The organism is Flavobacterium sp. (genome assembly GCF_044369455.1).
Lineage (GTDB): Bacteria > Bacteroidota > Bacteroidia > Flavobacteriales > Flavobacteriaceae > Flavobacterium.
On sequence record NZ_JBIPLW010000003.1, the window covers coordinates 78,716 to 100,547 of the forward strand.

The window sequence follows — 21,832 nt, forward strand, 5'->3', positions numbered from 1 at the left end:
AGATTTGTTTAAAATTGTTTAAGGGTTTAAAGTTGTTCAGATTAACTTTAAACCCTCAAACAATTTTTAAACTTTAAACATTAAAAATGAACGATATTCAAAACCAAAGTGACTTATATTTGTTAGTAGACGAATTCTACAAAAAACTGCTTTCAGACAAATCAATAAGTTATATTTTTACCGATGTAGTGAAAATAAAAATTGAAGAACATTTACCAATTTTAGTGACGTTTTGGTCGCAAGCGATTTTAGGAACTGGCGGATATGCGAAAAATTTAACCCAAATTCATTTGGACATTCATAAAAAAGAACCTTTAACTCCAGAACTTTTTACAATTTGGCTTAACCATTTTTATAACAGTGTTGATGAAAACTTTAAAGGCGAAAAAGCGGAGCAAATAAAAACACAAGCGCTAAGTATTGCCACTGTAATGCAAATTAAAATCGCAAAAGAAAAAGACAAATAATTATTAGTTCAACAATAATCTAACGATTTTTTTGAATTATTCACAATAGTTTTCAATTAATTATAAATTATATAATCAAAAACTATTTTTATTAATAATTTCGTAACGAAATTTTAGAATAATGAACATAAAAATAACAGGCTCTGGAAGTTATATCCCAACTGAAATAGTATCCAATAAAAATTTTGCTGAACACGTTTTTTTGAATGATGACGGAACTCCGTTTCCGCATCCGAATGATGTAGTAGCTGAAAAATTTCTCGAAATCACTGGAATACTAGAGCGCCGGTATGTTACTGATGATTTAAATACATCAGATATAGCAACGATTGCTGCTCGTAAAGCAATTGAAGATTCTAAAATAGATCCTGAAACTTTAGACTATCTAATATTTGCTCATAATTTTGGCGATGTAAAAAAAGGAGCTATCCAAGGCGATATGTTACCGAGTTTAGCTTCTAAAGTGAAACATAATCTTCGAATTAAAAACCCAAAATGTGTTGCTTATGATATGCTTTTTGGTTGTCCTGGTTGGGTTGAAGGATTCATCCAAGCAACTGCATTTATAAAAGCCGGAATGGCAAAAAAATGTTTAGTCATAGGCGCAGAAACTTTATCAAGAGTGGTTGATTCACACGATAGAGATTCTATGATTTATTCTGATGGTGCAGGTGCTACTATTGTTGAAGCTACAGCTGATGATGGCGGAATTCTTGCCCATGAATCGGCAACATTTTCTTATGATGAAGCAAACTATTTATACTTTGGAAAATCATTTAATACTACACATAATCCTGATGTTCGCTACATTAAAATGTATGGCAGAAAAATATATGAATTTGCATTAAGCAATGTTCCTAAAGCTATGAAGGAATGTCTTGATAATAGTGGAACTGATATTAATCAACTAAAAAAAATATTGATTCATCAAGCCAATGAAAAAATGGATGAAGCAATAGTGCAACGATTTTACAAACTTTATGACCAAAAAATGCCAGAAGGAATAATGCCAATGAGCATTCACAAACTCGGAAACTCAAGCGTTGCAACTATTCCAACTTTATATGACTCTATGGTTAAAGGCGAAATTGAAAACCAAGAACTAAACAAAGGCGATGTTATCATGTTTGCGTCGGTTGGCGCTGGAATGAATGTAAATGCTATTGTATACCGAATGTAATTTTTAACTGTTTTTTAGTTTATGGTTTATGGTTTATAGTTAATTTTGCCTTGAAAAGACCACAAACAATAAACCACAAACTTTTTACATGTACGAGAAGACCTATCCAAGTAAACGCTTCAACATTACACTTCAGTTTCTAAAAAAACACATTTCCACATCGGAAACCATTTTCGATTTAGGAGTTCCAAATCCATTTTCCAAAATCATGGAAGAAAATGGATATACTGTTAAAAATACCAAAGGAGAAGATTTAGATAATGATCAATCGGCATTACAAAACGAAATTTATCAAGTCTTTACCGCTTTTGAAATTTTTGAACATTTATTGAACCCTTATACGGTTTTAGAAAACGTAAAATGTGATAAATTATTAATATCCATTCCATTGCGTTTGTGGTTTTCTCCTGCTTACAGAAGTAAAACCGATACATGGGACCGACATTACCATGAATTTGAAGATTGGCAATTGGATTGGCTATTAGAAAAAACAGGTTGGAAAATCATCGATAAAGAAAAGTTTACGCATCCCGTTAAAAAATTTGGTTTCCGTCCCTTACTCCGTTATTTTACACCCAGATATTATATTGTTTATGCAGTAAGAAATCCCAAAAAATAAATCCAAAATTCCAAAATTTCATTCATATCAGTTGGAATTTGGAATTTAAAAAATTGGAATTTAAAAATGAAATATTACATCGTCATTCCATCATACAACGAAGAAAAATTTATTGCCCTAACCATACAATCGTTGGTCGAGCAAACGGTTTTACCTTCAAAAATTGTGGTGGTGAATGATAATTCTACGGATAGAACAGCTGAAATCGTTAAAGGATTTTCAGAAAAACATTCTTGGATAACATTAGTAAATAAAACTTCAGATTCCATACACTTGCCAGGAAGCAAAGTCATTCAAGCATTTCAAAAAGGATTAGAAACGCTAGATGATGAGTATGATTTTATTGTAAAAGCCGATGCCGATTTAATTTTTCCATCTAACTATTTTGAAACCATTATTAACCATTTCAAATCAGATGAACGAATAGGAATGGTGGGCGGATTTGCCTACATCGAAAAAAATGGTGACTGGATTTTAGAAAACCTTACGGATAAAGACCATATTCGCGGTGCCTTTAAAGCCTATCGAAAAGAATGTTTTCAGCAAATTGGAGGTTTAAAACCCGCAATGGGCTGGGATACTGTTGACGAATTATTATGCAAATTTTGCAATTGGAAAGTAGTTACTGATGAAACGTTAAAAGTAAAACATCTTAAACCTACCGGAGCGAATTACAACAAAGCTGCAAGGTATAAGCAAGGTGAAGCTTTTTATTGTTTGGGTTATGGCTTTTTTATCACTTTTATTGCATCATTAAAATTAGCATTTCGAAAAGGAAAACCTTTATTGTCTATTGATTACATTAAAGGCTTTTTGAAAGCTAAATTAGCAAAAAAACCACTTTTAGTTACTGATGAACAAGCTAAATTCATTAGAAAATACAGATTACAAAAGATGAAAGAAAAATTGTTCTAAAGTAAAAACTCATAACTCACAACTTATAACTATTTTTACCATTATTTTTATTTTATGATGCTTGTTCGCTATTTATCGCAAATCGGAAGATATTTTTTGATGCTGGCTGAAATTTTCAGAAAGCCCACAAAATGGTCGGTAATGCGCACATTAATCTTTAAAGAAATAGATGATTTAATTATTGATTCTCTCGGCATTGTGGCTTTCATTTCATTTTTCGTTGGCGGTGTTGTAGCCATTCAAACAGCATTGAACCTAACCAATCCTTTAATTCCGAAATACCTCATCGGTTTTGCGACAAGACAATCCATAATCTTAGAATTTGCCCCCACTTTTATTTCGATCATCATGGCAGGTAAAATGGGTTCCTTTATCACTTCAAGTATCGGAACTATGCGAGTTACCGAACAAATTGATGCGCTCGAGGTCATGGGCGTAAATTCTTTGAATTATTTAGTTTTTCCAAAAATAGTTGCACTACTGCTCTATCCATTTGTAATTGGAATAGCCATGTTTTTGGGAATTTATGGTGGTTTTATCGCTAGTGTTTATGGAGGTTTTGGAAATAGCGCTGATTTTATTGGCGGTCTTCAAATGGAATTCATTCCGTTTCACATCACTTATGCTTTTATTAAGACTTTTATTTTTGCTTTGATTTTAGCAACAATTCCATCCTTTCATGGCTACTATATGAAAGGTGGCGCACTCGAAGTGGGTAAGGCAAGTACTGTGTCCTTTGTTTGGACTTCCGTAACTATCATTTTAATGAACTATATATTAACGCAATTACTTTTAACCTAATGATAGAAGTAAAAAATGTGGAGAAATCGTTTGGCGATGCTAAAGTTTTGAAAGGAATCACAACTACTTTTGAGACAGGAAAGACCAATCTTATTATTGGACAAAGTGGTTCGGGAAAAACGGTTTTACTAAAAAGTTTACTCGGAATTCACACGCCAGACAAAGGAACTATTGCTTTTGATGGCAGAATTTATACTGAACTTTCAGATGCTGAAAAGAGAGAATTACGCACAGAAATTGGAATGGTTTTTCAGGGAAGTGCTTTATTTGACAGTATGACAGTAGAAGAAAATGTGGGTTTCCCCTTGAAAATGTTTTCCAATAAATCGGCTACCGAAATAAAAGAACGCGTCAATTTTGTAATTAATAGGGTAAATCTGCAAAATGCCAATCTAAAAAAACCTTCAGAGCTTTCGGGAGGAATGCAAAAACGGGTAGCCATTGCTAGGGCCATTGTAAACAATCCGAAATATCTTTTTTGTGATGAGCCAAATTCGGGTTTGGATCCAAAAACTGCAACCATTATTGACAATTTGATTCATGAAATCACAGTTGAATATAATATTACCACCGTAATCAATACTCACGATATGAATTCGGTAATGGAAATAGGAGAAAAAATTGTTTTTTTAAAAGAAGGTGTTTTGGCTTGGGAAGGAAGCAAAAAAGATATTTTCAAAACTGATAACGAAGCTATTACCGACTTTGTTTATTCCTCCAATCTTTTCAAAAAAATTAGAAAAGCACAAAATAAAGAGTAATAAAAGTAAAGAAGCAAAGTTCCTTTACTTTTATAACTCATTTGCTAAAGCCGTAATTCGCTTGATATCCTGTTCTTTACTTTTTGGATAAATTAAAAGAATCCCTTCTTTATCTACAATGATATAATCGTGTAAACCATCGATAACAATTATTTTATCAGCATCAGAACGCACAATATTATTAGATGCATTTTCCATCACAACTTTAGCATTAATAATACCGTTGTTGTGTTCATCCTTTTCTAATTTTTCATGGAGTTGTCCCCAAGTCCCTAAATCATTCCAATCAAAAGTAGCCGGTAAAACATACACATTTTTTGCCTTTTCCATCACCGCATAATCTATAGAAACATTTTCTGCATTAGCATAATTTTCTTCTATGAATTGTTTTTCATCGAACGTATTATAACAATCCATTCCTTTCTGAAATAAGGCATTCATTTGTGGTTGGAATTTTTCAAAGGCTTCCGTAATTGCTTTTGCACTCCAAATAAATATGCCCCCATTCCAAAGGAAATTACCAGCTTCTAGAAATGTTTTTGCCGTTTGATAATCGGGTTTTTCTCTGAACTGATTTACTTTCTTAATTGGCTTGGTATCCGATTTATCAAATTCAATATAACCGAATCCAGTATTTGGAAACGTAGGTTGAATTCCTAAAGTCATTAAGGCATTTTCTTTTTGACAGAAATCAAAACACTGCTGTAGATTTCGTGAAAATTCATCTTCATCTTCAATCCAGTGATCGCTTGGTGCTACCACCATTACAGCATCCGGATTCTGCTTTTGGATCTTTAACGACGCATATAAAATGCAAGGAGCGGTATTTCGCATCGCTGGTTCTAGCAAGACTTGCTCTGGTTTAACCATGGGCAATTGTTCGAGAACCAAATCGTTATAGCGTTCGTTGGTTAGTATCAAAATATTTTCGGCTGGAATTGTTTTTGACAATCGACTGAACGTTTTTTGAATCAAAGTACTTCCTGCACCTAACATATCGTGAAACTGTTTCGGCAACTCTGTTGTACTCACTGGCCAAAAGCGAGAACCCACGCCACCTGCCATTAATATGGCGTAATAATTTTTATTCATTTCTTTATTTTACTAAGGTATCGAGTAACTCAGATTATAGGTTTTATTATTATGGATACAAATATATTTATAATAAACTAGGATTAAATAATTAACATATTAATATTTATATCTAATAAGAATATTACTATTTTTACCAAAACTAAAAACAAACCTAAATGAAAAAAATAATTTTAGTAGCAGTTACTTTTATTTCCTTAGCAACTATTATGTCTTGTTCAAATGACGATCAAGTATCGCTTCTTGGAAAATGGGAAAATTTTAAACTAGGAACTGTAACAAACGGACAAGAAACATTAACAGATTATGTACCTGTTGCTGGATGTGCTAAAAATTTTGCCATTATAAATTCTGCTATAATTACAAGTCATTCATTCAATGGAAGCGAATGTTTTGAATCTGTTTCAAACCAATCGTATACAAGAGAAGGTAATGTACTTACTGTGGCTGGAGAGAGTGCTTCTTTAACTTATGAAATCAAGACTTTAAATTCTACGACCTTAAAAGTTTATCTCATTGCAATCGACTCCGAACCCTCATCGCAAGTGTTTGTTTTTAAAAGAGTGAACTAATACTTAATTGAGTTTCAATTTTCAGCAGCATTAATCTTATTTAATGCTGCTTTTTTTCAACCCAAAATTATCTCCACCTCAGCATTGGCATTAAACAAAAACAATCGTCCTGTTTTTACTTCAAGACATTCATAACGCTTTACACGTAGGCCTTTCTTCTGAAAAATTCTGCCATTTTTTATTCGGAACATACTACCGCTTGGCACTTCGTGAATAAAATGAACATCGGGTTTTCGTTCGTCAAATTGTTTTAGGGCAAAAGCCAATCGGGCATCAGTATCGCTGCTAGCCGTTGGATTTCGGAAATGATTTGCCACTAAAGGCAATACCGAATGTGGAAAAATTTCAGGACGAATAAACGGGACCATAAGTCGCTGAAAGGTAATTTTCCATTCATTGCCGTGTGGTTTTATAAACCGACCATATTTTTCATAGGCAACTAAATGCGAAATTTCATGAACTAAGGTTATTAGAAACCGGTATTTATTCAAATTGGCATTTACAGTAATTTCGTGTTTCCCTCCAACAGCTCTTCGATAATCGCCATGACGCGTTTGTCGTTCGTTGACAATTTTTAGGTGAACATTATTGTTTTTGATTAATTCAAAACAAGAATGAACAGAATGGTCAGGTAAGTATTTTGATAAAACTTCACTCAATGAATTATGGCGTTGATGATGAAACCTGAATTATTTTTCCGTTGTGGTATTTATTTCCAGTTAAAGCAAAATTGAAAATATAAGTAGCCATTGCTTCCGCAGAAATTGGCGCTTCATAACCTGGAAAAGCTTCTTGCAACATTTCTGTATTCACAGCACCAAGTGCTAATACATTAAAAGCTATTCCTTGTTCTTTGTATTCTTCGGCTAATAATTCAGATAAGGTAATTACTGCACCTTTACTCGAACTGTACGCAGCCAAACCTGCGAATTTCGTACTTCCTTGTATGCCTCCCATTGAACTTATAGAAACAACATGACTTCCTTTTTTTAAATAAGGTAAAGCTATTCTTGTTAGATTGGCTACGCCAAAAACATTTACTTTATAGATGTTTTCAAAATCTTCTTGAGTAGTTTGATCAAAAGGTTTGAGCAACAAACTTCCGGCATTGTGAATGATAATATCTACCTTCTTCCAAGTTTGTGAAAGAATTTTTTCAACTTCTATCAACTCTTCTTGCTTTCCTAAATCAACTGAAAGGCAGGTGATGTTTTCGTTTTTAATTAATATTTGAGGTGTTTTTCTAGAAATAGCTAAAACATGATGTCCTGCTTTTGCGAATTGTAATGCTAACTCGTAGCCAATTCCTCTAGATGTTCCTGATATGATGATATTTTTTTTCATTTTTTTCTTTGTCGCCGTAAAGATACTAAAAGTGCCTTAATGAAATTTAGCGATAATACTTCCTATAAAACGTAATTCCCTGAAAAACTCCAAGCCCAACAAACACAAGAGGAATAATGAACTTCATTAAATATCGAGACAAAAAATCAACATTAGAAGCAAAATAATGAAGTGCTAAAATTAATACCAACATTCCACTGAACGTTCCTGCAATAGTTCCGAAAACATAAAAATATTTCCTTGATTTAGAAATTTCAATATAATTGCCATTGAGTAAATATAAATTCCAGCCGGTCCAAAACGGAATTTGTATAAAATTCAAACAACTTAATACAATTCCCAAAACAAATGGCGAATAATCAAACGAATTGGAATAATCTGTCTTTGAATTCGAACCAAAATAAAAGACGGCAGCTAAAATAAACATAAAGACCACCGAAAAACCTTCGATGTATTGGGTTAGTTTTTTATTTTCGGCTAATTTTTTTGCAAAAATCAAGGTGAAATAAATTACAAAAAATTCAATTATAATAACACCTAATAGATACTTAATGGTTGCCATCAATCCTTTTTGAGAGTAAATATCAAATCCAATAACATTCAAATAACCCAACGGAATGGAACCGATAAAGCTTATTAGAAAACCAACGAATATGTTTTTGAGATTTATCATTTCTTAACCTTAAACTTGTCCTTTCGACGAAGGAGAAATCTCTTTAGAGTATGAGATTCCTCGTGCCTCGGAATGACAAAGAGAATACTTTAAAAATTTACAATTTTATTACTTTGTTCCAAATGTAATCTATATTGTTCCATTCCGACCTTGTGAGACAAATACGGGAATCCACGTTTGTGATTGTCAACACTAATTTGATACATGTATGTAACATGTCGCGCCAACTCTTTCCATGCAAAAAACAACGAATGTTTTGGATCATAAATATGCGTTGGTTCACTGGCTGCTCCGTTTAGTTCCACTAATGAGAAGTTTTTACCTTGTTCTAATTCCTCCCAAGTGTTGTACATCAAATCCATTCTGCCAAAATAAAACTCCGGAATTTGCAAACACATTTCGTCTATAACCTTGGTTAATTCGGGAGAAATTAAATGACTATAATCTAAGAATTTGGCACCACGAGCATGATTCCCATAAGGAACTAAATTTCGCTTTTCGCCTTTTGGTAAAATTTCGAGTAATTGTTTTCCGTATTCTTTTTGCAGTACTTTTAATTGGAATTCATAACGTGGATTAACTTTCAATAATTCCTCAAAAGTCAAACAACCATCGCCTTCAATAATCAGAAATTCTTTGGCTACAATTCCAGTGATTTTTCCTGTTCTTTCATTTGGATATCGAACATAGAAAATTCCAACCTCGTTAGGATAGGGAATCAAATCTTGCACTAAATAATCAAAATTGGCTTTGTTGTGATACGCTTCTAATTCATCAAGCGAATGGATTTTTTTTACAGCTGAACCTCGTAAGCCAATATCTGGTTTTACGATAAACGGAAATTTTATTTGTGACGTTTCAAGTAAAGTCTTAACGGCATCAAAAGACATTTTTTCGTTAACAAATTTCGTTGTTGGGTAAAAATTTTGGGGAATCAAATCATAAATTTCTATTTTACTATCCATCACAAAACCACCATTTTTCATTGATGGATTACAGGCGTTGAAAAAGAAAATCGTTCGTGCTTTTAGCGCATAATATCCCCATAAAAAATAAATAGGAATATAGACAATCTGAAATGGCCAATACTCCCAATGAAAGAGTTTGTGAAAAAATAGTTTCAAACTTTAGTATATTAAATCACAAAAAAAGTGTTGTTGTATTCATGTTTGTTGAGCAAATCGAAATACTTCATTTCCAATCGGTTTTGCTCAATAATCGTTTGAGTAATGCTCAATGTTTTTAAAATATCTTTCCTGTTGATTACCATACCATGTTCATAATTATCCTCTTCTGTATAGCGATGAAAGGTAAACAATTCTTTTTCGTTGACTTCAGGCTTAGTATCAAGAAAAGTATAAAACCACTTTTCTCTTTTTTGTCTGATTTCTTCTGAATATAAAGTGGCTGAAGACCAAATATACGATTTAGTAGTGTCTAGTGTTATCGTTTCTTTCTCAATCTGATTCCAGCGTAATTGGTAGAGTTTTTGACTTTCAAATAATACTATAGTAAAAGGCTCAATATCATTCAAATCTATATTTTCCCATGATTCGATAGGCGACAAACTGCTAATCAATTCCAATAAAATTATTCCACGGCTTTTTCTATAGCTATGCTTGACAATATGCTTTTCAGATGCTCCATTTAGCAAAACAATCACATTAGAATATTCATCTGCTGCATACCAAGTTCCACCCGCTTTCTTGTCTTTTGGAAAAAGAATTTTTTTATTATTAATTAAATAATTTTTAGGTTCAATTGCATTTGGGCGCATGATTTTTTCATCTCTATTAGAAGTTATAATCATTTTCCCATTGGCATAAACAAAACTTACTGTGCACATTGTTTTCTATATTCAATTGTGGAACGCGCAACTCCAAAATTTTCATCAACAGTGATACTGTGTGACTGAATAATAGCTACTTTTATTAAGGCTTGATGATGAATACAATGTTCAAAATTATACAATAATTCTCGGTGATAATTGGTATCAATTAAAAGCTCTTCACCGTCAATTACTTGTTGTAATTGAAGAGTTCTATTTGATTTTTCAAGTTGAGCAACTATTGTTTCGATTGTTGATTTTGCAAAAACAGTATCCGTTTGTATCGTAAAATCTCTTTTCCGATTATCATAATTTATTACACCTAAATCATATTGATTATGAAGACATTGAAACATTTCAATAATATGACGAGAATGCTCGCCAATTGTAGCATTACTCAATCCTTCACAAGGACGACAATATTCTTCTGATGAGAGCTGACTAATAAGTTGGCTCAATTCATTTAATGTTTTTTGGATGGAAGGAATAAGCATAATTATAGATTAGATTTTTAACCGTAATAAGTCTACTATTTTATATTTTTGATTATAAACTAATAGTAAGCAACAAATTAACGTAATTATTGCCAAAGTAAATAATTCTCCACCATCATTTTTTACATCAATTCCCAACACAAATACATGAGAAAGAATAGCACCAAACATTGTTCCTGCAGCTAATAACGCACCAAGTAAAGTAGTTCTCGGAATAAGGATTAAAATCGATGCAATCAATTCAACTATTCCCGAACCTATTCTTCCAAAAGGTTCGATACCCAATTTGGTAAAAATATAAACGCTTTCTACTGCTCCAGAAAATTTATAAAATAAAGTTTGAACAAGGATTGCAACAGCTATTAGTTTTACAATCCAAATAAATATTGGGTTTTTCATTTTTTTGATTTTTGATTATTTGATAAATTTTTTCCAGTTGGCATCTGCTTTTTTCTTCAAATTGACCTCATCCTTATTCCAGCTTTTGAGCGTGTTGTTGAAAAAAGCATTGTAGTATAAATTAAGTTTTCCATCTACGATTTTGAATGTTTCCGGATTGATTTCAACCTTTTCATCATTAGTGCCTATAGCATAAGCACACCATCCACCATACTGAGGTTCGTAACTCGTTGGGGTTTTTAAAAACAAATCTTTATTTGCTTTTGAAGAAAAATTATACGTTACTCCTTCATAAGTTGTTGCAATTGTAGTTTTCCCTTTCACAGCTTTCTTCTGTGTAAAATAAGCAACAGGATCATAACCTTGAATGGCTACTTTGTTTTCTAAATTGAATTCTTTAGCTCTTTTTGTTGCTGTTTGCGCAAAACTTATTGTTGATAGAAAAGCAACGAATAAGATTAAAATTGTTTTTTTCATTATAAAGTAATTTTATGTTTTGATTATTAAGCAAAACTAAGTAGGTTTAAAAAAGCGAAATGTCGGGTAGTTTACAAATTAGGTAAAATAATCTTAAAGCTTCGAAATATCTTCAATGATAATTTCCTTTCTGCTATAATGCATTAGTCCATTTTCTTCTAATTCATTAAATAATAAAGTAGCCGTTTGACGTGAGGTGCAAATGATTTGAGCGATATCGTTTTGAGTGAGGTAGTTTTCAATAATTACTCGATTATCAATTTTATTGCCTTCTTTTTCTGCCCAATCTTTTAAGAAGTTTAGCAAACGGGTTTTGGCATCTTTAGACATTAGGTTAGCATAACTATTTTTGATGCGCTTCATTTTTAGCCCAACGAACTTGGTGTAGGATAAAGCTAAATTGGGGTTTTGTAATAACAAATTTTCAAAGTCAGACATCAAGAAGCTGCAAATGATGATTTCATCTGTCAATGCTTTGGCATATTCACTAGAATTTCTGTCATTTTCTAATTCTAATTCTCCAAACAAATCTCCCTTTTTGGATAATATCTTTGATGGTTTCGTTGCCCTCTTCATCCACAGAAACAATTTTGATATTTCCTTTTTTGAGTAAAAAAACACGAGGCAAATCAGAGGAAGAGAAATAAATAACATCGCCTTTCTTGGCTTTTTTAAAACCAGTGATAATGCATATTTGCTTAATTTGTGACATACTTAATGTCCAAAACAATTTATGATTACGGAGATACCAGTATTTTAATTCTTCTGACATAAAAATTCTTTGAGTAAATGTAGCTATTTATTAAATTCAAAAACCATTAAGAAATTAAGTTTCATTAAGCTTAACATTACTTAACTTCCTTAACTTCTTAATGGTTAAAAATATTTAATTGTCTGTTCTACGAAACCAATCCTCTTGAAATTACAATTCGTTGAATCTCTGAAGTTCCTTCATAAATCTGGGTGATTTTTGAATCACGCATCATGCGTTCTACATGGTATTCGGACACATAGCCGTTTCCTCCGTGAATTTGAACCGCTTCATTCGCCACTTCAAGTGCAATTTCTGAAGCGTATAATTTTGCCATAGCGCCAGAATGTGCAATGTCTTTGCCTTCGTCTTTTTCGCAAGCCGCTTTCATGATTAACAATTTAGCGGCTGTAATTTTTACATACATATCAGCCAATTTAAAGGCAATAGCTTGGTGTTTAAAGATCTCTTTGCCAAATGCTTTTCTTTCGTGTGAGTATTTCAAAGCCAATTCATAAGCACCTGTTGCAATTCCCAATGCTTGAGATGCAATCCCGATTCTTCCACCGTTCAACACATTCATTGCAAAATTAAACCCAAAACCATCAGCACCAATTCTGTTTTCTTTTGGCACTTTCACATCGTTGAATAGTAAGGAATGTGTATCGCTTCCGCGGATTCCCATTTTCTTTTCTTTGGGTCCAATATCAAAACCTGCCCAACCTTTTTCAACAATAAAAGCATTGATTCCTTTATGTCCTTTTTCCACATCGGTTTGTGCAATCACTAAATAAGTCGAAGCTGAATTTCCATTAGTGATCCAGTTTTTGGTTCCGTTAAGCAAATAATAATCGCCCATATCTTTGGCAGTTGTTTTTTGCGAACTCGCATCACTTCCTGCTTCGGGCTCCGATAAACAAAATGCCCCTATCACGTCTCCTTTGGCAAGAGGTACTAAATATTTCATTTTTTGTTCTTCATTGCAGTATTTTTCCATTCCGGCACACACTAGAGAATTGTTTACCGACATAATAACCGCAGCCGAAGCATCTACTTTTGCAATCTCAGTCATCGCCAAAACATAAGAAATACTATCCAAACCTGAACCACCATATTTAGGATCAACCATCATTCCCATAAAACCAAGATCTGCCATCATCTTGACTTGCTCGGTCGGGAATTTTGAATGTTCGTCTCTTTCAATTACGCCTGGCAACAATTCTGCTTGAGCAAAATCTCTAGCTGCTTGTTGTATCATTACATGTTCTTCGGTTAAATTAAAATCCATAAATAGTTGCGATTATGTTGGTTGTTTCTTTATTTTTGGTGAGCAAAAATAGTACTTAAAACTCAAAATTTCAAACGTTTTCGTAAATTTAGACAATGTTTAAAGAATCCTATAACGTTATTGGTGTTATGTCGGGCACTTCATTAGATGGAGTTGATTTAGCACATATCCATTTCACTATCATAGAAGGTAAATGGCACTATGAAATCTTAGAATCTGAAACAGTACCCTATAATACAATTTGGTTAAACAATTTAAAAACAGCTGTAGATTTTTCAGATGTAGAATTGAAAAAACTAAATGAAGCGTACACCATTCTGTTAGGAAACATTATCAAATTATTTATCGATAAACATCAATTACAAAACCTTGATGCAGTTTGCGCTCACGGACATACCATTTTACATCAACCCCAAAATGGGATTACACTTCAAATCGGCAATCTTCCAGAAATAGCAAGTATTGTTAATCAAACCGTAGTTTGTGATTTTCGTTTGCAGGATGTTCAATTAGGCGGGCAAGGAGCACCTTTGGTTCCTATTGGTGACCGAATTCTTTTTGCCGATTATGATTATTGTTTGAATTTGGGAGGTTTTTCTAATGTGTCATTTGAAGAAAATGAAAATAGAATCGCTTTTGACATTTCTTCGGTTAATACCGTTTTAAATTTTTATGCCAGTCAATTAGGCTTAGATTATGATGACCAAGGTACAATTGCTCGAAGTGGTAATTTAAAAACCGATTTGTTAGATGAACTTAATGCCTTGGATTATTATAAAAAACCGTTTCCAAAATCGTTGGGATTTGAATATGTAAAAGAAACTGTTTTGCCTATGATTGAAAAATACAATACTACGACAGAGGACAAAATGAGAACGTTTTCAGAACATATTGCAATACAAATTGGCTTGGCTTTATCTAGTAGAGAAGGTAAAATGTTAGTTACTGGCGGCGGAGCTTACAATACCTTTTTGATTGAGCGAATGATGTTTCATTTACCTAAAATGAAAATTATTATTCCAGATAAAAAAGTCCTTGAGTATAAAGAAGCACTAATATTTGGCTTGCTTGGTGTGTTGAAACTTCGAAACGAAATTAATACACTAGCAAGTGTTACTGGTGCGAAATACAATCATTCTAGTGGTGTTATTTATAGTTAATTGATCTTGTACAGCAATCCAGAAGTAAAAACAAAATTAGGATTTAAGCTATTTTCTGAACTAGCGTTGATGAGTTCAAAATCATGCTGTAAAAAATTAATATTTCTTCGCAATGTAATACCTGGCTTTACTTCTAACCATAACTTTTGGTTTAGTTTTATTTGTGAAAAAGCAAAAAAGTTAGTATTTAATAGTTGCAGTCTTTGATAGGAATCATTCTCAACCTTAAAAATAGATGAATTTAAAGTAGCGTTTAATCCGTAATAAAATTTAAGATTGTTTCTAATTAGAAGTAAAATAGAAACAGGAAGTGTTGCATTAAATTTAAGCTTTTGCGTTTCATAATTAAATATAAAAAAAGGCAATATCACATTTTTTCCAAAATCGTTATTATAGTTAATACCTGTTGCCCATCGAATCGATTTGTTGGTTTGAGACTGTCTCATATAACCTAATGAAAAAGCAGTATAAATCGCATCATTTGTTAATGCGGCTCCTGTTTCGTTTCTGAAATTAATTCTGGCATTTCCGATAATTAAATTTTTACCTTTTTTAGTATAGGCAAAAGAAGTTAAATAAGAAAAATCATAAAGATTTTGACTCGTAATTTGATCCAAAAGAACTGTTTTAACAGAAAATGAATTATCCCAGCGGATTTTTTTTGCCAATGCGCTACTTTTTAAAAAATATTGAAAATCGATGTTAGATTGCTGAACATCATTTAAAGCATCTCCTGACGATGGAGAATAGTATGAGTAAAAGAAGGTTGCTCTATTTTCTACTTGAGAAAAAAACGGTATACAATTTAACATCAATAAGAGAGAAAATAATAATTTTGCTTTCATATATTTTTTTTTAAAACCAAATATAATTAAAGAATAATTGAATTTTAACTTTTAAATATTAAGAGGATTCTATTTCTTTTTCTTTTCAATATGTAATAAATTAGCGCTTCAATCACAAAATTATTAAACCATGAGAAAATTACTTTTAGCCGTTACTGCATTATTAAGTTTCACATTAGCTGCATCGGCACAACAATCTTCTAAAAAAGCAGCAAAACCAGCTACAGAGACAAAAGCTCCTTTGAAAAAAGACGGAACTCCAGACAAACGTTTCAAAGAGAATAAGAAAGCAAAAGTACCTTTGAAAAAAGACGGGACTCCAGACAAACGCTTTAAAGAAAATAAAAAATAACAACTAATAACGCCACTTGAAAGTGGCGTTATTAATTAATTATTTCGATTGTTACTGGCGCAAAACATGACCACAGCTGTGGTGTTATTTTTAATAATCATACGTCAAAATAGTATTAGAATTTTCATCCACAGCAACTGGGATAGTTTCTTCTGAATACAATCCATTTTTCATTCTTACCAAAACAACATAATTAGTTTGATTTAATGCCGCTGGTATGGTGAATGTTTTTGAAGAAACATTTATTCGATACTTATTTATTCCTTCTGTATGATATCTATAATAATTCCCATAAGTATTCAACTCATTATTCTCAAAACCATTTGGAACATATAATTGTACTTCGAAATAATCTCCTTCTTGTAATAGAACGAAATTTTGGAGTTTAATTTTTAAATCTTTTTTTGTTGGTAGATAGACATTGTTTATCCGTGAAGTATTCCTGTCATATATAGGCAATATATCTTCAAAAAGGTAAATACGATTAACATAAAAAAGGCCTCTGTTTATAGAGTTTTGTTCGATGTACATGTTTAACCAACCTGGCCCGCTATCTCCTAATTCTTCATCCTTTAGATAAAAATCCATGCTATAATTTCCATTAGAATCAGTTTTTGCGTTTGCGATTTTACGGGTATAAATTGAATATGTACCTGTGCTTTTTTGAAAGCGAAATATCAATTGTACATTTTTTACTGGTAAGTTATTTTTAGTCGTTATTTTACCTTCAATATGAGTGCAATTTTCAATACAACTTAAATTAGTGTCATCGTCGACTTTTTCGCAAGATGAGTACAGCAGAATAACATTAATGAATAAAATTACTTTTTTCATAGTTTTTAACACTTGATACAAATCTATGTAATTAGTTGCGTCAATTATTATTGTTTAAGTTTTATATTTGCGCAACAAATACCTGTGGTGAACCAGAATTGTTTGGAACATAAAGTAATAAACCAATCTAATAATGAAGGAATTATTAAAAAAATTCGAAGATAAACAACCCGAAATTATATTCAACTGGAAAGATGCCGAGACGGAAGCCGAAGGTTGGACCGTAATAAATTCGCTTCGTGGAGGTGCTGCCGGCGGCGGAACGAGAATGCGAAAAGGATTGGATATGAACGAAGTACTATCGCTAGCAAAGACTATGGAAGTAAAGTTTTCGGTTTCAGGACCAGCTATTGGCGGTGCCAAATCAGGAATAAACTTCGACCCGAATGACCCTGGAAAGAAAGGTGTTTTACAACGATGGTATAAAGCGGTTTCTCCATTATTAAAAAGTTATTACGGTACAGGTGGTGATTTAAATGTTGACGAAATTCATGAAGTAATTCCATTTACGGAAGAATGTGGTGTATGGCATCCGCAGGAAGGTGTTTTTAACGGTCATTTTAAACCAACCGAAGCGGATAAAATTAATAGAATTGGGCAATTGCGACAAGGTGTTATCAAGGTAATTGAAAACCCGAAGTTCTCTCCTGATGTGTTGCGTAAATATACGGTAGCCGATATGATTACTGGTTATGGTGTTGCCGAAGCGGTGCGTCATTACTATCATATTTATGGTGGTGATGTGAAAGGCAAGAAAGCCATCGTTCAAGGTTTCGGAAACGTTGGTTCGGCTGCGGCTTTTTATTTGGCAGAAATGGGTGCGAAAATAGTAGGTATTATTGACCGTGATGGTGGTATCATCAATGAAGAAGGATTTACTTTTGACGAAATCAAAAGATTATTCTTGAATAAAGATGGAAACAAACTGGTGGCTCAAAACATGATTGCTTTTGAAGAAATCAATGAAAAAATATGGAATTTAGGTGCTGATATTTTTGCGCCTTGTGCTGCATCAAGATTAGTAACCAAAGCGCAAATTGACAACTTAATAAATCACGGTTTAGAAGTGATTTCCTGTGGTGCTAATGTGCCGTTTGCCGATAAAGAAATTTTCTTCGGAAGTATTATGGAAGAAACCGACAACAAAGTAAGTTTAATTCCGGATTTTATTTCCAACTGCGGAATGGCTCGTGTTTTCGCTTATTTTATGGAGAAAAAAGTACAAATGACCGATGAGGCTATATTCTCTGATATTTCAGAAACTATAAAAAAAGCTATAGAAAAGGCTTATAATTTAAATTCAGATAAAAAGAAGATCAGTGCGACTGCTTTTGAAATAGCGCTGAAACAATTAGTCTAGTAAAAATAAGTCTTGAAATTGCACAATAATTTGTATTTTTAAACGTTATAATAATAAACAAACTTATAAACCTTTATGAGCTTTGAATTATCAAATGATGACAAAAAATCATTAGCTATTACAACTATTGTATATACTTTGTTATTGCTATTACTTTTCTTGCTGCGTTTTTGGCCTCCATCCGATATGAAAATCATGGGCGGTGGCGGCGGTGGCGGTATTGAAATGAATTTTGGAGATAGTGATTTTGGAATGGGAGACAATTTTAAAAGCGAAGTCTTAAATGTAAAAGACCAAGCCAAAGTTACGCCTACCACTACTTCGCCTGATGAAGACATAATTTCAGATGATAATTCGGAAGATGTAACTGCCGTAATTCCAAAAAAAGAGACAAAAAAGACACCTACTCCAATTATTCCCAAAAAAGACATAAAACCGGTTGTTGAAAAACCAAAAGTTTCCAAAAATGCTAACGATGCTTTATCTAGTATCCTTGGTAACAAAGGTGGCGATGGAAATGATACGAGAAGCGGTAACAAAGGAAATGCCAACGGAAACCTTAACTCAAGTGGTTATTATGGTAGCGGAAGTGGGACAGGTTCGGGCGGAGGAAATGGTTCTGGAACCGGAACTGGAAGTGGTAGCGGAACAGGTTCGGGAACTGGAAGTGGAAACGGTGGTGGCAACGGGAGTGGTTCTGGTTATTCGTTAGGCAACCGAAAAGCATTGAGCAAACCACAACCCGATTATACTTGCCAAGAACAAGGACGTGTAGCAGTGCAAGTTTCTGTAGATAGAAATGGAAATACAATAAGCGTAACGGCTGGAGTGCAAGGAACAACTAACACCGCAAAGTGTTTGCTAGACCAAGCTAAGATAGCTGCGATGAATACCAAATGGCAAGCTGATAGTAATGCACCTGAAAAACAAGTCGGAAAAATTATTTATACTTTTAGTTTGAACTAAACAAAAAAGGTTCTTAACGGCTTCTTTTTTTTAAATATAATAAAATTTAACTCTATTTTGGACTAGTAGCTATAACAAACTTGAGCTTGTTTTTCACTCCTATTTGCAAAACATCGACCAAGTCTTGTACTTGCAATGTAGCTGGAATTCTAATAACAACGGTTTGTTGTTTGGCTGGGTCCATTTTGGACAATAATCGATCTTCCAGTTGTCCAAAATCTACTTCTTCTTTATCCACAAAAAAACGTTTTTCGTCTGTTATAGACAACGTAATTAATTGCTTGTTAGTCTTTTCATTGGTTTTAGATTTTGGCAAGGTCATTCGAATAACGTTTGGATTTGCCAAAGTAGAAATGATTAAGAAAAACAACAACAAGAAAAACATAATGTCGCTTAAAGAGGAAGTAGCGACTTCTGCATGAAATCGTTTATTTCGCTTTATTGCCATGATTTGGTCTTTGAATGATATTTATAAATTCGAGTACTTGCTTTTGAATATCTAATGAGAATGCATCTATTTTTCCGTTAAATAAGTGGTAGGCACTATAAGCAATAATTCCAACTATCAATCCGGCACCACTACTAATCATTTTTTCATACAATCCGCCGGAAATATTTCCGATACTGATATCTTCAGTAACTGAAATACTATAAAATATTTTGATTACTCCCGATATGGTTCCGATAAACCCAAGTGTTGGGGCAATTCCGGCAATCAATCCAAGTTGTCCTAATTTCTTTTCCATATAGCCAATTTCAATATTGGCAGCACGCTCCATATTGGATTCAATTTCGTTAATATGCCTTCCGATAGTTAACACGCCTTCTTTCATGATAGTCCCTTGGGCATTACCGGTTCTTTCAGCCGAATTAACCGCCATTTCTATATTGGCATTATTCAAATGGTTTCGTATGTCTTTCATTAAATTTTTGTCCATTTTGGCCGCTTTATGAATATATAAATAGCGCTCAAAAATAATATATAATGTATAGAACAATAAAATAGCGATTGGTATTAAGAACAAACCGCCTTTAAAAATAAACTCTAAAACAGAAACTTCATTGGTCAAAGCAGCATTGGCTTTATCTACGGTTGGAATAGCTTGAGCTAAAGTATCGGCTTGTAATTGCAAAAATGTACTAATCATATTTATCTAATTTTTGACTATTAATTCTGAAAATAATTTCAATTTTGTACTTCTAGAATACGCTTGACAATATAAACGAAAAAAAGTGTACTAAAGTATATAAGATGCCGAAATTTTTCCGAAAATTATGAACTATAAAGAAACGTTAATTTGGATGTTTGACAAATTGCCCATGTATCAAACACAAGGAGCAACTGCCTATCGAAAAGATATTACCAATACTGTTTTGTTGTCCGCGCATTTGGGAAATCCAGAACATTATTTGAAGTGTATCCATGTAGCTGGCACTAACGGAAAAGGTTCAACTTCGCATTTACTTGCATCTGTTTTACAAGAAGCGGGTTATACAGTTGGTTTATATACATCACCTCATTTAAAAGACTATAGAGAACGAATTACCATAAACGGAAAACCCATATCGGAGGAGTATGTTTGTGATTTTATAAACAAAAACATAACTTTTTTTGAAGTCCATGAGTTGAGTTTTTTTGAAATGAGTGTTGGTTTAGCATTTGAGTATTTTGTAAAACAAAAAACAGACATCAATATTATTGAAGTGGGCATGGGTGGACGATTAGATTCGACTAATATTATAACTCCACTGGTTTCTGTGATTACAAATATCGGATTAGACCATACTCAATTTTTAGGAGATACTTTAGAAGCAATAGCTTTTGAAAAAGCCGGTATTATAAAATACAATATACCTGTAGTTATAGGCGAATATTCGTCAGAAACAGCATCTGTTTTTTTAACGAAAGCTAAAAAAATGCATGCCGAAATTTATTTTGCGTCCGATTTAATTGAAGAGACATATCCATCAGCTTTGCTTGGCGATTATCAGGTTCAAAATAAGAAAACGGTTATGCAGACCATCAAAGTTTTACAAGAAAAAAAAATACTTTCAATTTCAGAAGAAGCTATAAAAAAAGGCTTTTTGAATGTGATTAAAAATACTGGACTTCAAGGAAGATGGCAGCAACTGGGTTCAAACCCAAAAATTATTTGCGATACGGCACATAATGCTCACGGATTGAAAGTTGTTTTAAATCAATTAAAGAATGAAAAATTTGACCAATTACATATTGTTTTAGGATTGGTACATGATAAAAACTTAGACGAAATTCTTCCTCTATTTCCAAAAAACGCAATTTACTATTTCTGCAAACCTCCTGTTACTCGCGGATTAGATTCTGAAATATTAATGAAAAAAGCGTACGAATATAATTTAACAGGAAAAACATATAATTCAGTATCAAACGCTTATCAAACCGCAAAAGAAAAAGCCAATACAAATGACTTTATTTATATTGGGGGAAGCACTTTTGTAGTGGCAGAAATTTTATAATTTTTTTAATATAAGTTTGCAGATATAAAAAAGAGTCCTATATTTGCACTCGCATTAAAGCGCAACACGGGTGATTAGCTCAGCTGGTTCAGAGCATCTCGTTTACACCGAGAGGGTCGGGGGTTCGAATCCCTCATTACCCACAAGAAAACCGATTA

The 21,832-nt window shown here is 33.0% G+C and carries 28 protein-coding genes and 1 tRNA gene; 13 read left to right on the plus strand and 16 right to left on the minus strand.

What is annotated here, in order from left to right:
* Positions 1-86 precede the first annotated feature (86 nt).
* From ACIQ2L_RS04145 to ACIQ2L_RS04170, 6 genes are all read left to right on the plus strand, one after another.
* On the plus strand, positions 87-467 hold the full coding sequence (locus ACIQ2L_RS04145; protein ID WP_396156728.1) for a group III truncated hemoglobin: 381 nt from the start codon (positions 87-89) through the stop codon (positions 465-467).
* Between the two features lie 121 nt (positions 468-588).
* Positions 589-1,647, plus strand: coding sequence for a 3-oxoacyl-ACP synthase III family protein (locus ACIQ2L_RS04150; protein WP_396156730.1), 1,059 nt, complete (start codon positions 589-591; stop codon positions 1,645-1,647).
* 88 nt (positions 1,648-1,735) lie between these two features.
* A complete protein-coding gene (locus ACIQ2L_RS04155; RefSeq protein ID WP_396156732.1) occupies positions 1,736-2,266 on the plus strand; it encodes a methyltransferase in 531 nt (176 codons plus the stop codon).
* A 66-nt stretch (positions 2,267-2,332) separates the two neighbouring features.
* Positions 2,333-3,181: a glycosyltransferase family 2 protein gene (locus ACIQ2L_RS04160; RefSeq protein ID WP_396156733.1), complete on the plus strand. Its 849-nt coding sequence runs from the start codon at positions 2,333-2,335 to the stop codon at positions 3,179-3,181.
* 54 nt (positions 3,182-3,235) lie between these two features.
* Positions 3,236-3,982: an MlaE family ABC transporter permease gene (locus ACIQ2L_RS04165; protein ID WP_396156735.1), complete on the plus strand. Its 747-nt coding sequence runs from the start codon at positions 3,236-3,238 to the stop codon at positions 3,980-3,982.
* A complete protein-coding gene (locus ACIQ2L_RS04170; protein ID WP_396156737.1) occupies positions 3,982-4,743 on the plus strand; it encodes an ABC transporter ATP-binding protein in 762 nt (253 codons plus the stop codon). The genes ACIQ2L_RS04165 and ACIQ2L_RS04170 overlap by 1 nt, the downstream gene beginning before the upstream one ends.
* 30 nt (positions 4,744-4,773) lie before the next feature.
* Here the strand turns inward: ACIQ2L_RS04170 and ACIQ2L_RS04175 are convergent, their stop codons facing one another.
* Positions 4,774-5,835 (minus strand): mannose-1-phosphate guanylyltransferase, encoded by a 1,062-nt coding sequence (locus ACIQ2L_RS04175; RefSeq protein WP_396156738.1) that lies wholly within the window; start codon positions 5,833-5,835, stop codon positions 4,774-4,776.
* Between the two features lie 158 nt (positions 5,836-5,993).
* Between ACIQ2L_RS04175 and ACIQ2L_RS04180 the strand changes: the two genes are divergently transcribed.
* Positions 5,994-6,407, plus strand: coding sequence for a hypothetical protein (locus ACIQ2L_RS04180; RefSeq protein WP_396156739.1), 414 nt, complete (start codon positions 5,994-5,996; stop codon positions 6,405-6,407).
* 56 nt (positions 6,408-6,463) lie between these two features.
* Here the strand turns inward: ACIQ2L_RS04180 and ACIQ2L_RS04185 are convergent, their stop codons facing one another.
* The 11 genes from ACIQ2L_RS04185 to ACIQ2L_RS04235 all read right to left on the minus strand — a co-directional run bounded on the left by ACIQ2L_RS04185 (position 6,464) and on the right by ACIQ2L_RS04235 (position 13,661).
* Positions 6,464-7,066: a SprT-like domain-containing protein gene (locus ACIQ2L_RS04185; RefSeq protein WP_396156741.1), complete on the minus strand. Its 603-nt coding sequence runs from the start codon at positions 7,064-7,066 to the stop codon at positions 6,464-6,466.
* A gap of 4 nt (positions 7,067-7,070) precedes the next feature.
* Entirely contained in the window at positions 7,071-7,751 is a 681-nt protein-coding gene (locus ACIQ2L_RS04190) for an SDR family NAD(P)-dependent oxidoreductase (protein ID WP_396156743.1), read from the minus strand.
* Positions 7,752-7,797: 46 nt separating this feature from the next.
* Entirely contained in the window at positions 7,798-8,424 is a 627-nt protein-coding gene (locus tag ACIQ2L_RS04195) for a hypothetical protein (RefSeq protein WP_396156745.1), read from the minus strand.
* Positions 8,425-8,513: 89 nt separating this feature from the next.
* Entirely contained in the window at positions 8,514-9,548 is a 1,035-nt protein-coding gene (locus ACIQ2L_RS04200; RefSeq protein WP_396156747.1) for a D-alanine--D-alanine ligase, read from the minus strand.
* A gap of 11 nt (positions 9,549-9,559) precedes the next feature.
* Positions 9,560-10,270 carry an NRDE family protein gene (locus ACIQ2L_RS04205; protein WP_396156749.1) on the minus strand — a complete coding sequence of 237 codons (711 nt, stop codon included), beginning with the start codon at positions 10,268-10,270 and terminating at the stop codon, positions 9,560-9,562.
* Positions 10,258-10,746 carry a DinB family protein gene (locus ACIQ2L_RS04210; protein ID WP_396156751.1) on the minus strand — a complete coding sequence of 163 codons (489 nt, stop codon included), beginning with the start codon at positions 10,744-10,746 and terminating at the stop codon, positions 10,258-10,260. The genes ACIQ2L_RS04205 and ACIQ2L_RS04210 overlap by 13 nt, the downstream gene beginning before the upstream one ends.
* Positions 10,747-10,755: 9 nt before the next feature.
* Positions 10,756-11,145: a DoxX family protein gene (locus ACIQ2L_RS04215; RefSeq protein ID WP_396156753.1), complete on the minus strand. Its 390-nt coding sequence runs from the start codon at positions 11,143-11,145 to the stop codon at positions 10,756-10,758.
* 15 nt (positions 11,146-11,160) lie between these two features.
* A complete protein-coding gene (locus ACIQ2L_RS04220) occupies positions 11,161-11,622 on the minus strand; it encodes a YHS domain-containing (seleno)protein (RefSeq protein WP_396156755.1) in 462 nt (153 codons plus the stop codon).
* Positions 11,623-11,715: 93 nt separating this feature from the next.
* A complete protein-coding gene (locus ACIQ2L_RS04225) occupies positions 11,716-12,150 on the minus strand; it encodes a Crp/Fnr family transcriptional regulator (protein WP_396156757.1) in 435 nt (144 codons plus the stop codon).
* Positions 12,122-12,394: a hypothetical protein gene (locus ACIQ2L_RS04230; RefSeq protein ID WP_396156758.1), complete on the minus strand. Its 273-nt coding sequence runs from the start codon at positions 12,392-12,394 to the stop codon at positions 12,122-12,124. Before ACIQ2L_RS04230 ends, ACIQ2L_RS04225 begins: the two co-directional genes overlap by 29 nt.
* Before the next feature lie 127 nt (positions 12,395-12,521).
* Entirely contained in the window at positions 12,522-13,661 is a 1,140-nt protein-coding gene (locus ACIQ2L_RS04235; protein ID WP_396156759.1) for an acyl-CoA dehydrogenase family protein, read from the minus strand.
* A gap of 95 nt (positions 13,662-13,756) precedes the next feature.
* Here ACIQ2L_RS04235 and ACIQ2L_RS04240 point away from each other — a divergent pair, with 95 nt between their 5' ends.
* Complete coding sequence (locus ACIQ2L_RS04240; RefSeq protein WP_396156760.1) at positions 13,757-14,821, plus strand: anhydro-N-acetylmuramic acid kinase; 1,065 nt, start codon at positions 13,757-13,759, stop codon at positions 14,819-14,821.
* Here the strand turns inward: ACIQ2L_RS04240 and ACIQ2L_RS04245 are convergent.
* On the minus strand, positions 14,818-15,666 hold the full coding sequence (locus ACIQ2L_RS04245; protein WP_396156761.1) for a DUF6268 family outer membrane beta-barrel protein: 849 nt from the start codon (positions 15,664-15,666) through the stop codon (positions 14,818-14,820). The two genes, ACIQ2L_RS04240 and ACIQ2L_RS04245, sit on opposite strands and share 4 nt — an antisense overlap.
* 130 nt (positions 15,667-15,796) lie before the next feature.
* On the opposite strand from ACIQ2L_RS04245, the gene ACIQ2L_RS04250 reads away from it, so the two are divergent.
* Positions 15,797-16,018, plus strand: coding sequence for a hypothetical protein (locus ACIQ2L_RS04250; protein ID WP_396156762.1), 222 nt, complete (start codon positions 15,797-15,799; stop codon positions 16,016-16,018).
* A gap of 90 nt (positions 16,019-16,108) precedes the next feature.
* Here ACIQ2L_RS04250 and ACIQ2L_RS04255 read toward each other — a convergent pair whose 3' ends face one another.
* Complete coding sequence (locus tag ACIQ2L_RS04255) at positions 16,109-16,852, minus strand: hypothetical protein (protein WP_396156763.1); 744 nt, start codon at positions 16,850-16,852, stop codon at positions 16,109-16,111.
* Positions 16,853-16,985: 133 nt separating this feature from the next.
* Here ACIQ2L_RS04255 and ACIQ2L_RS04260 point away from each other — a divergent pair, with 133 nt between their 5' ends.
* Together ACIQ2L_RS04260 and ACIQ2L_RS04265 are read left to right on the plus strand one after the other, a co-directional pair.
* On the plus strand, positions 16,986-18,212 hold the full coding sequence (locus ACIQ2L_RS04260; RefSeq protein WP_396156765.1) for a Glu/Leu/Phe/Val dehydrogenase dimerization domain-containing protein: 1,227 nt from the start codon (positions 16,986-16,988) through the stop codon (positions 18,210-18,212).
* A gap of 75 nt (positions 18,213-18,287) precedes the next feature.
* Positions 18,288-19,178: an energy transducer TonB gene (locus ACIQ2L_RS04265; protein WP_396156767.1), complete on the plus strand. Its 891-nt coding sequence runs from the start codon at positions 18,288-18,290 to the stop codon at positions 19,176-19,178.
* A gap of 52 nt (positions 19,179-19,230) precedes the next feature.
* Here ACIQ2L_RS04265 and ACIQ2L_RS04270 read toward each other — a convergent pair whose 3' ends face one another.
* Both ACIQ2L_RS04270 and ACIQ2L_RS04275 read right to left on the minus strand, forming a co-directional pair.
* Positions 19,231-19,626, minus strand: coding sequence for an ExbD/TolR family protein (locus ACIQ2L_RS04270; protein WP_396156769.1), 396 nt, complete (start codon positions 19,624-19,626; stop codon positions 19,231-19,233).
* Positions 19,607-20,323, minus strand: a complete 717-nt coding sequence (locus ACIQ2L_RS04275; protein WP_396157011.1) for a MotA/TolQ/ExbB proton channel family protein — start codon at positions 20,321-20,323, stop codon at positions 19,607-19,609. The genes ACIQ2L_RS04270 and ACIQ2L_RS04275 overlap by 20 nt, the downstream gene beginning before the upstream one ends.
* Positions 20,324-20,453: 130 nt before the next feature.
* On the opposite strand from ACIQ2L_RS04275, the gene ACIQ2L_RS04280 reads away from it, so the two are divergent.
* Together ACIQ2L_RS04280 and ACIQ2L_RS04285 are read left to right on the plus strand one after the other, a co-directional pair.
* Entirely contained in the window at positions 20,454-21,674 is a 1,221-nt protein-coding gene (locus tag ACIQ2L_RS04280; protein ID WP_396156771.1) for a bifunctional folylpolyglutamate synthase/dihydrofolate synthase, read from the plus strand.
* 68 nt (positions 21,675-21,742) lie between these two features.
* Positions 21,743-21,817, plus strand: a tRNA-Val gene (locus ACIQ2L_RS04285).
* Positions 21,818-21,832: the final 15 nt, after the last annotated feature.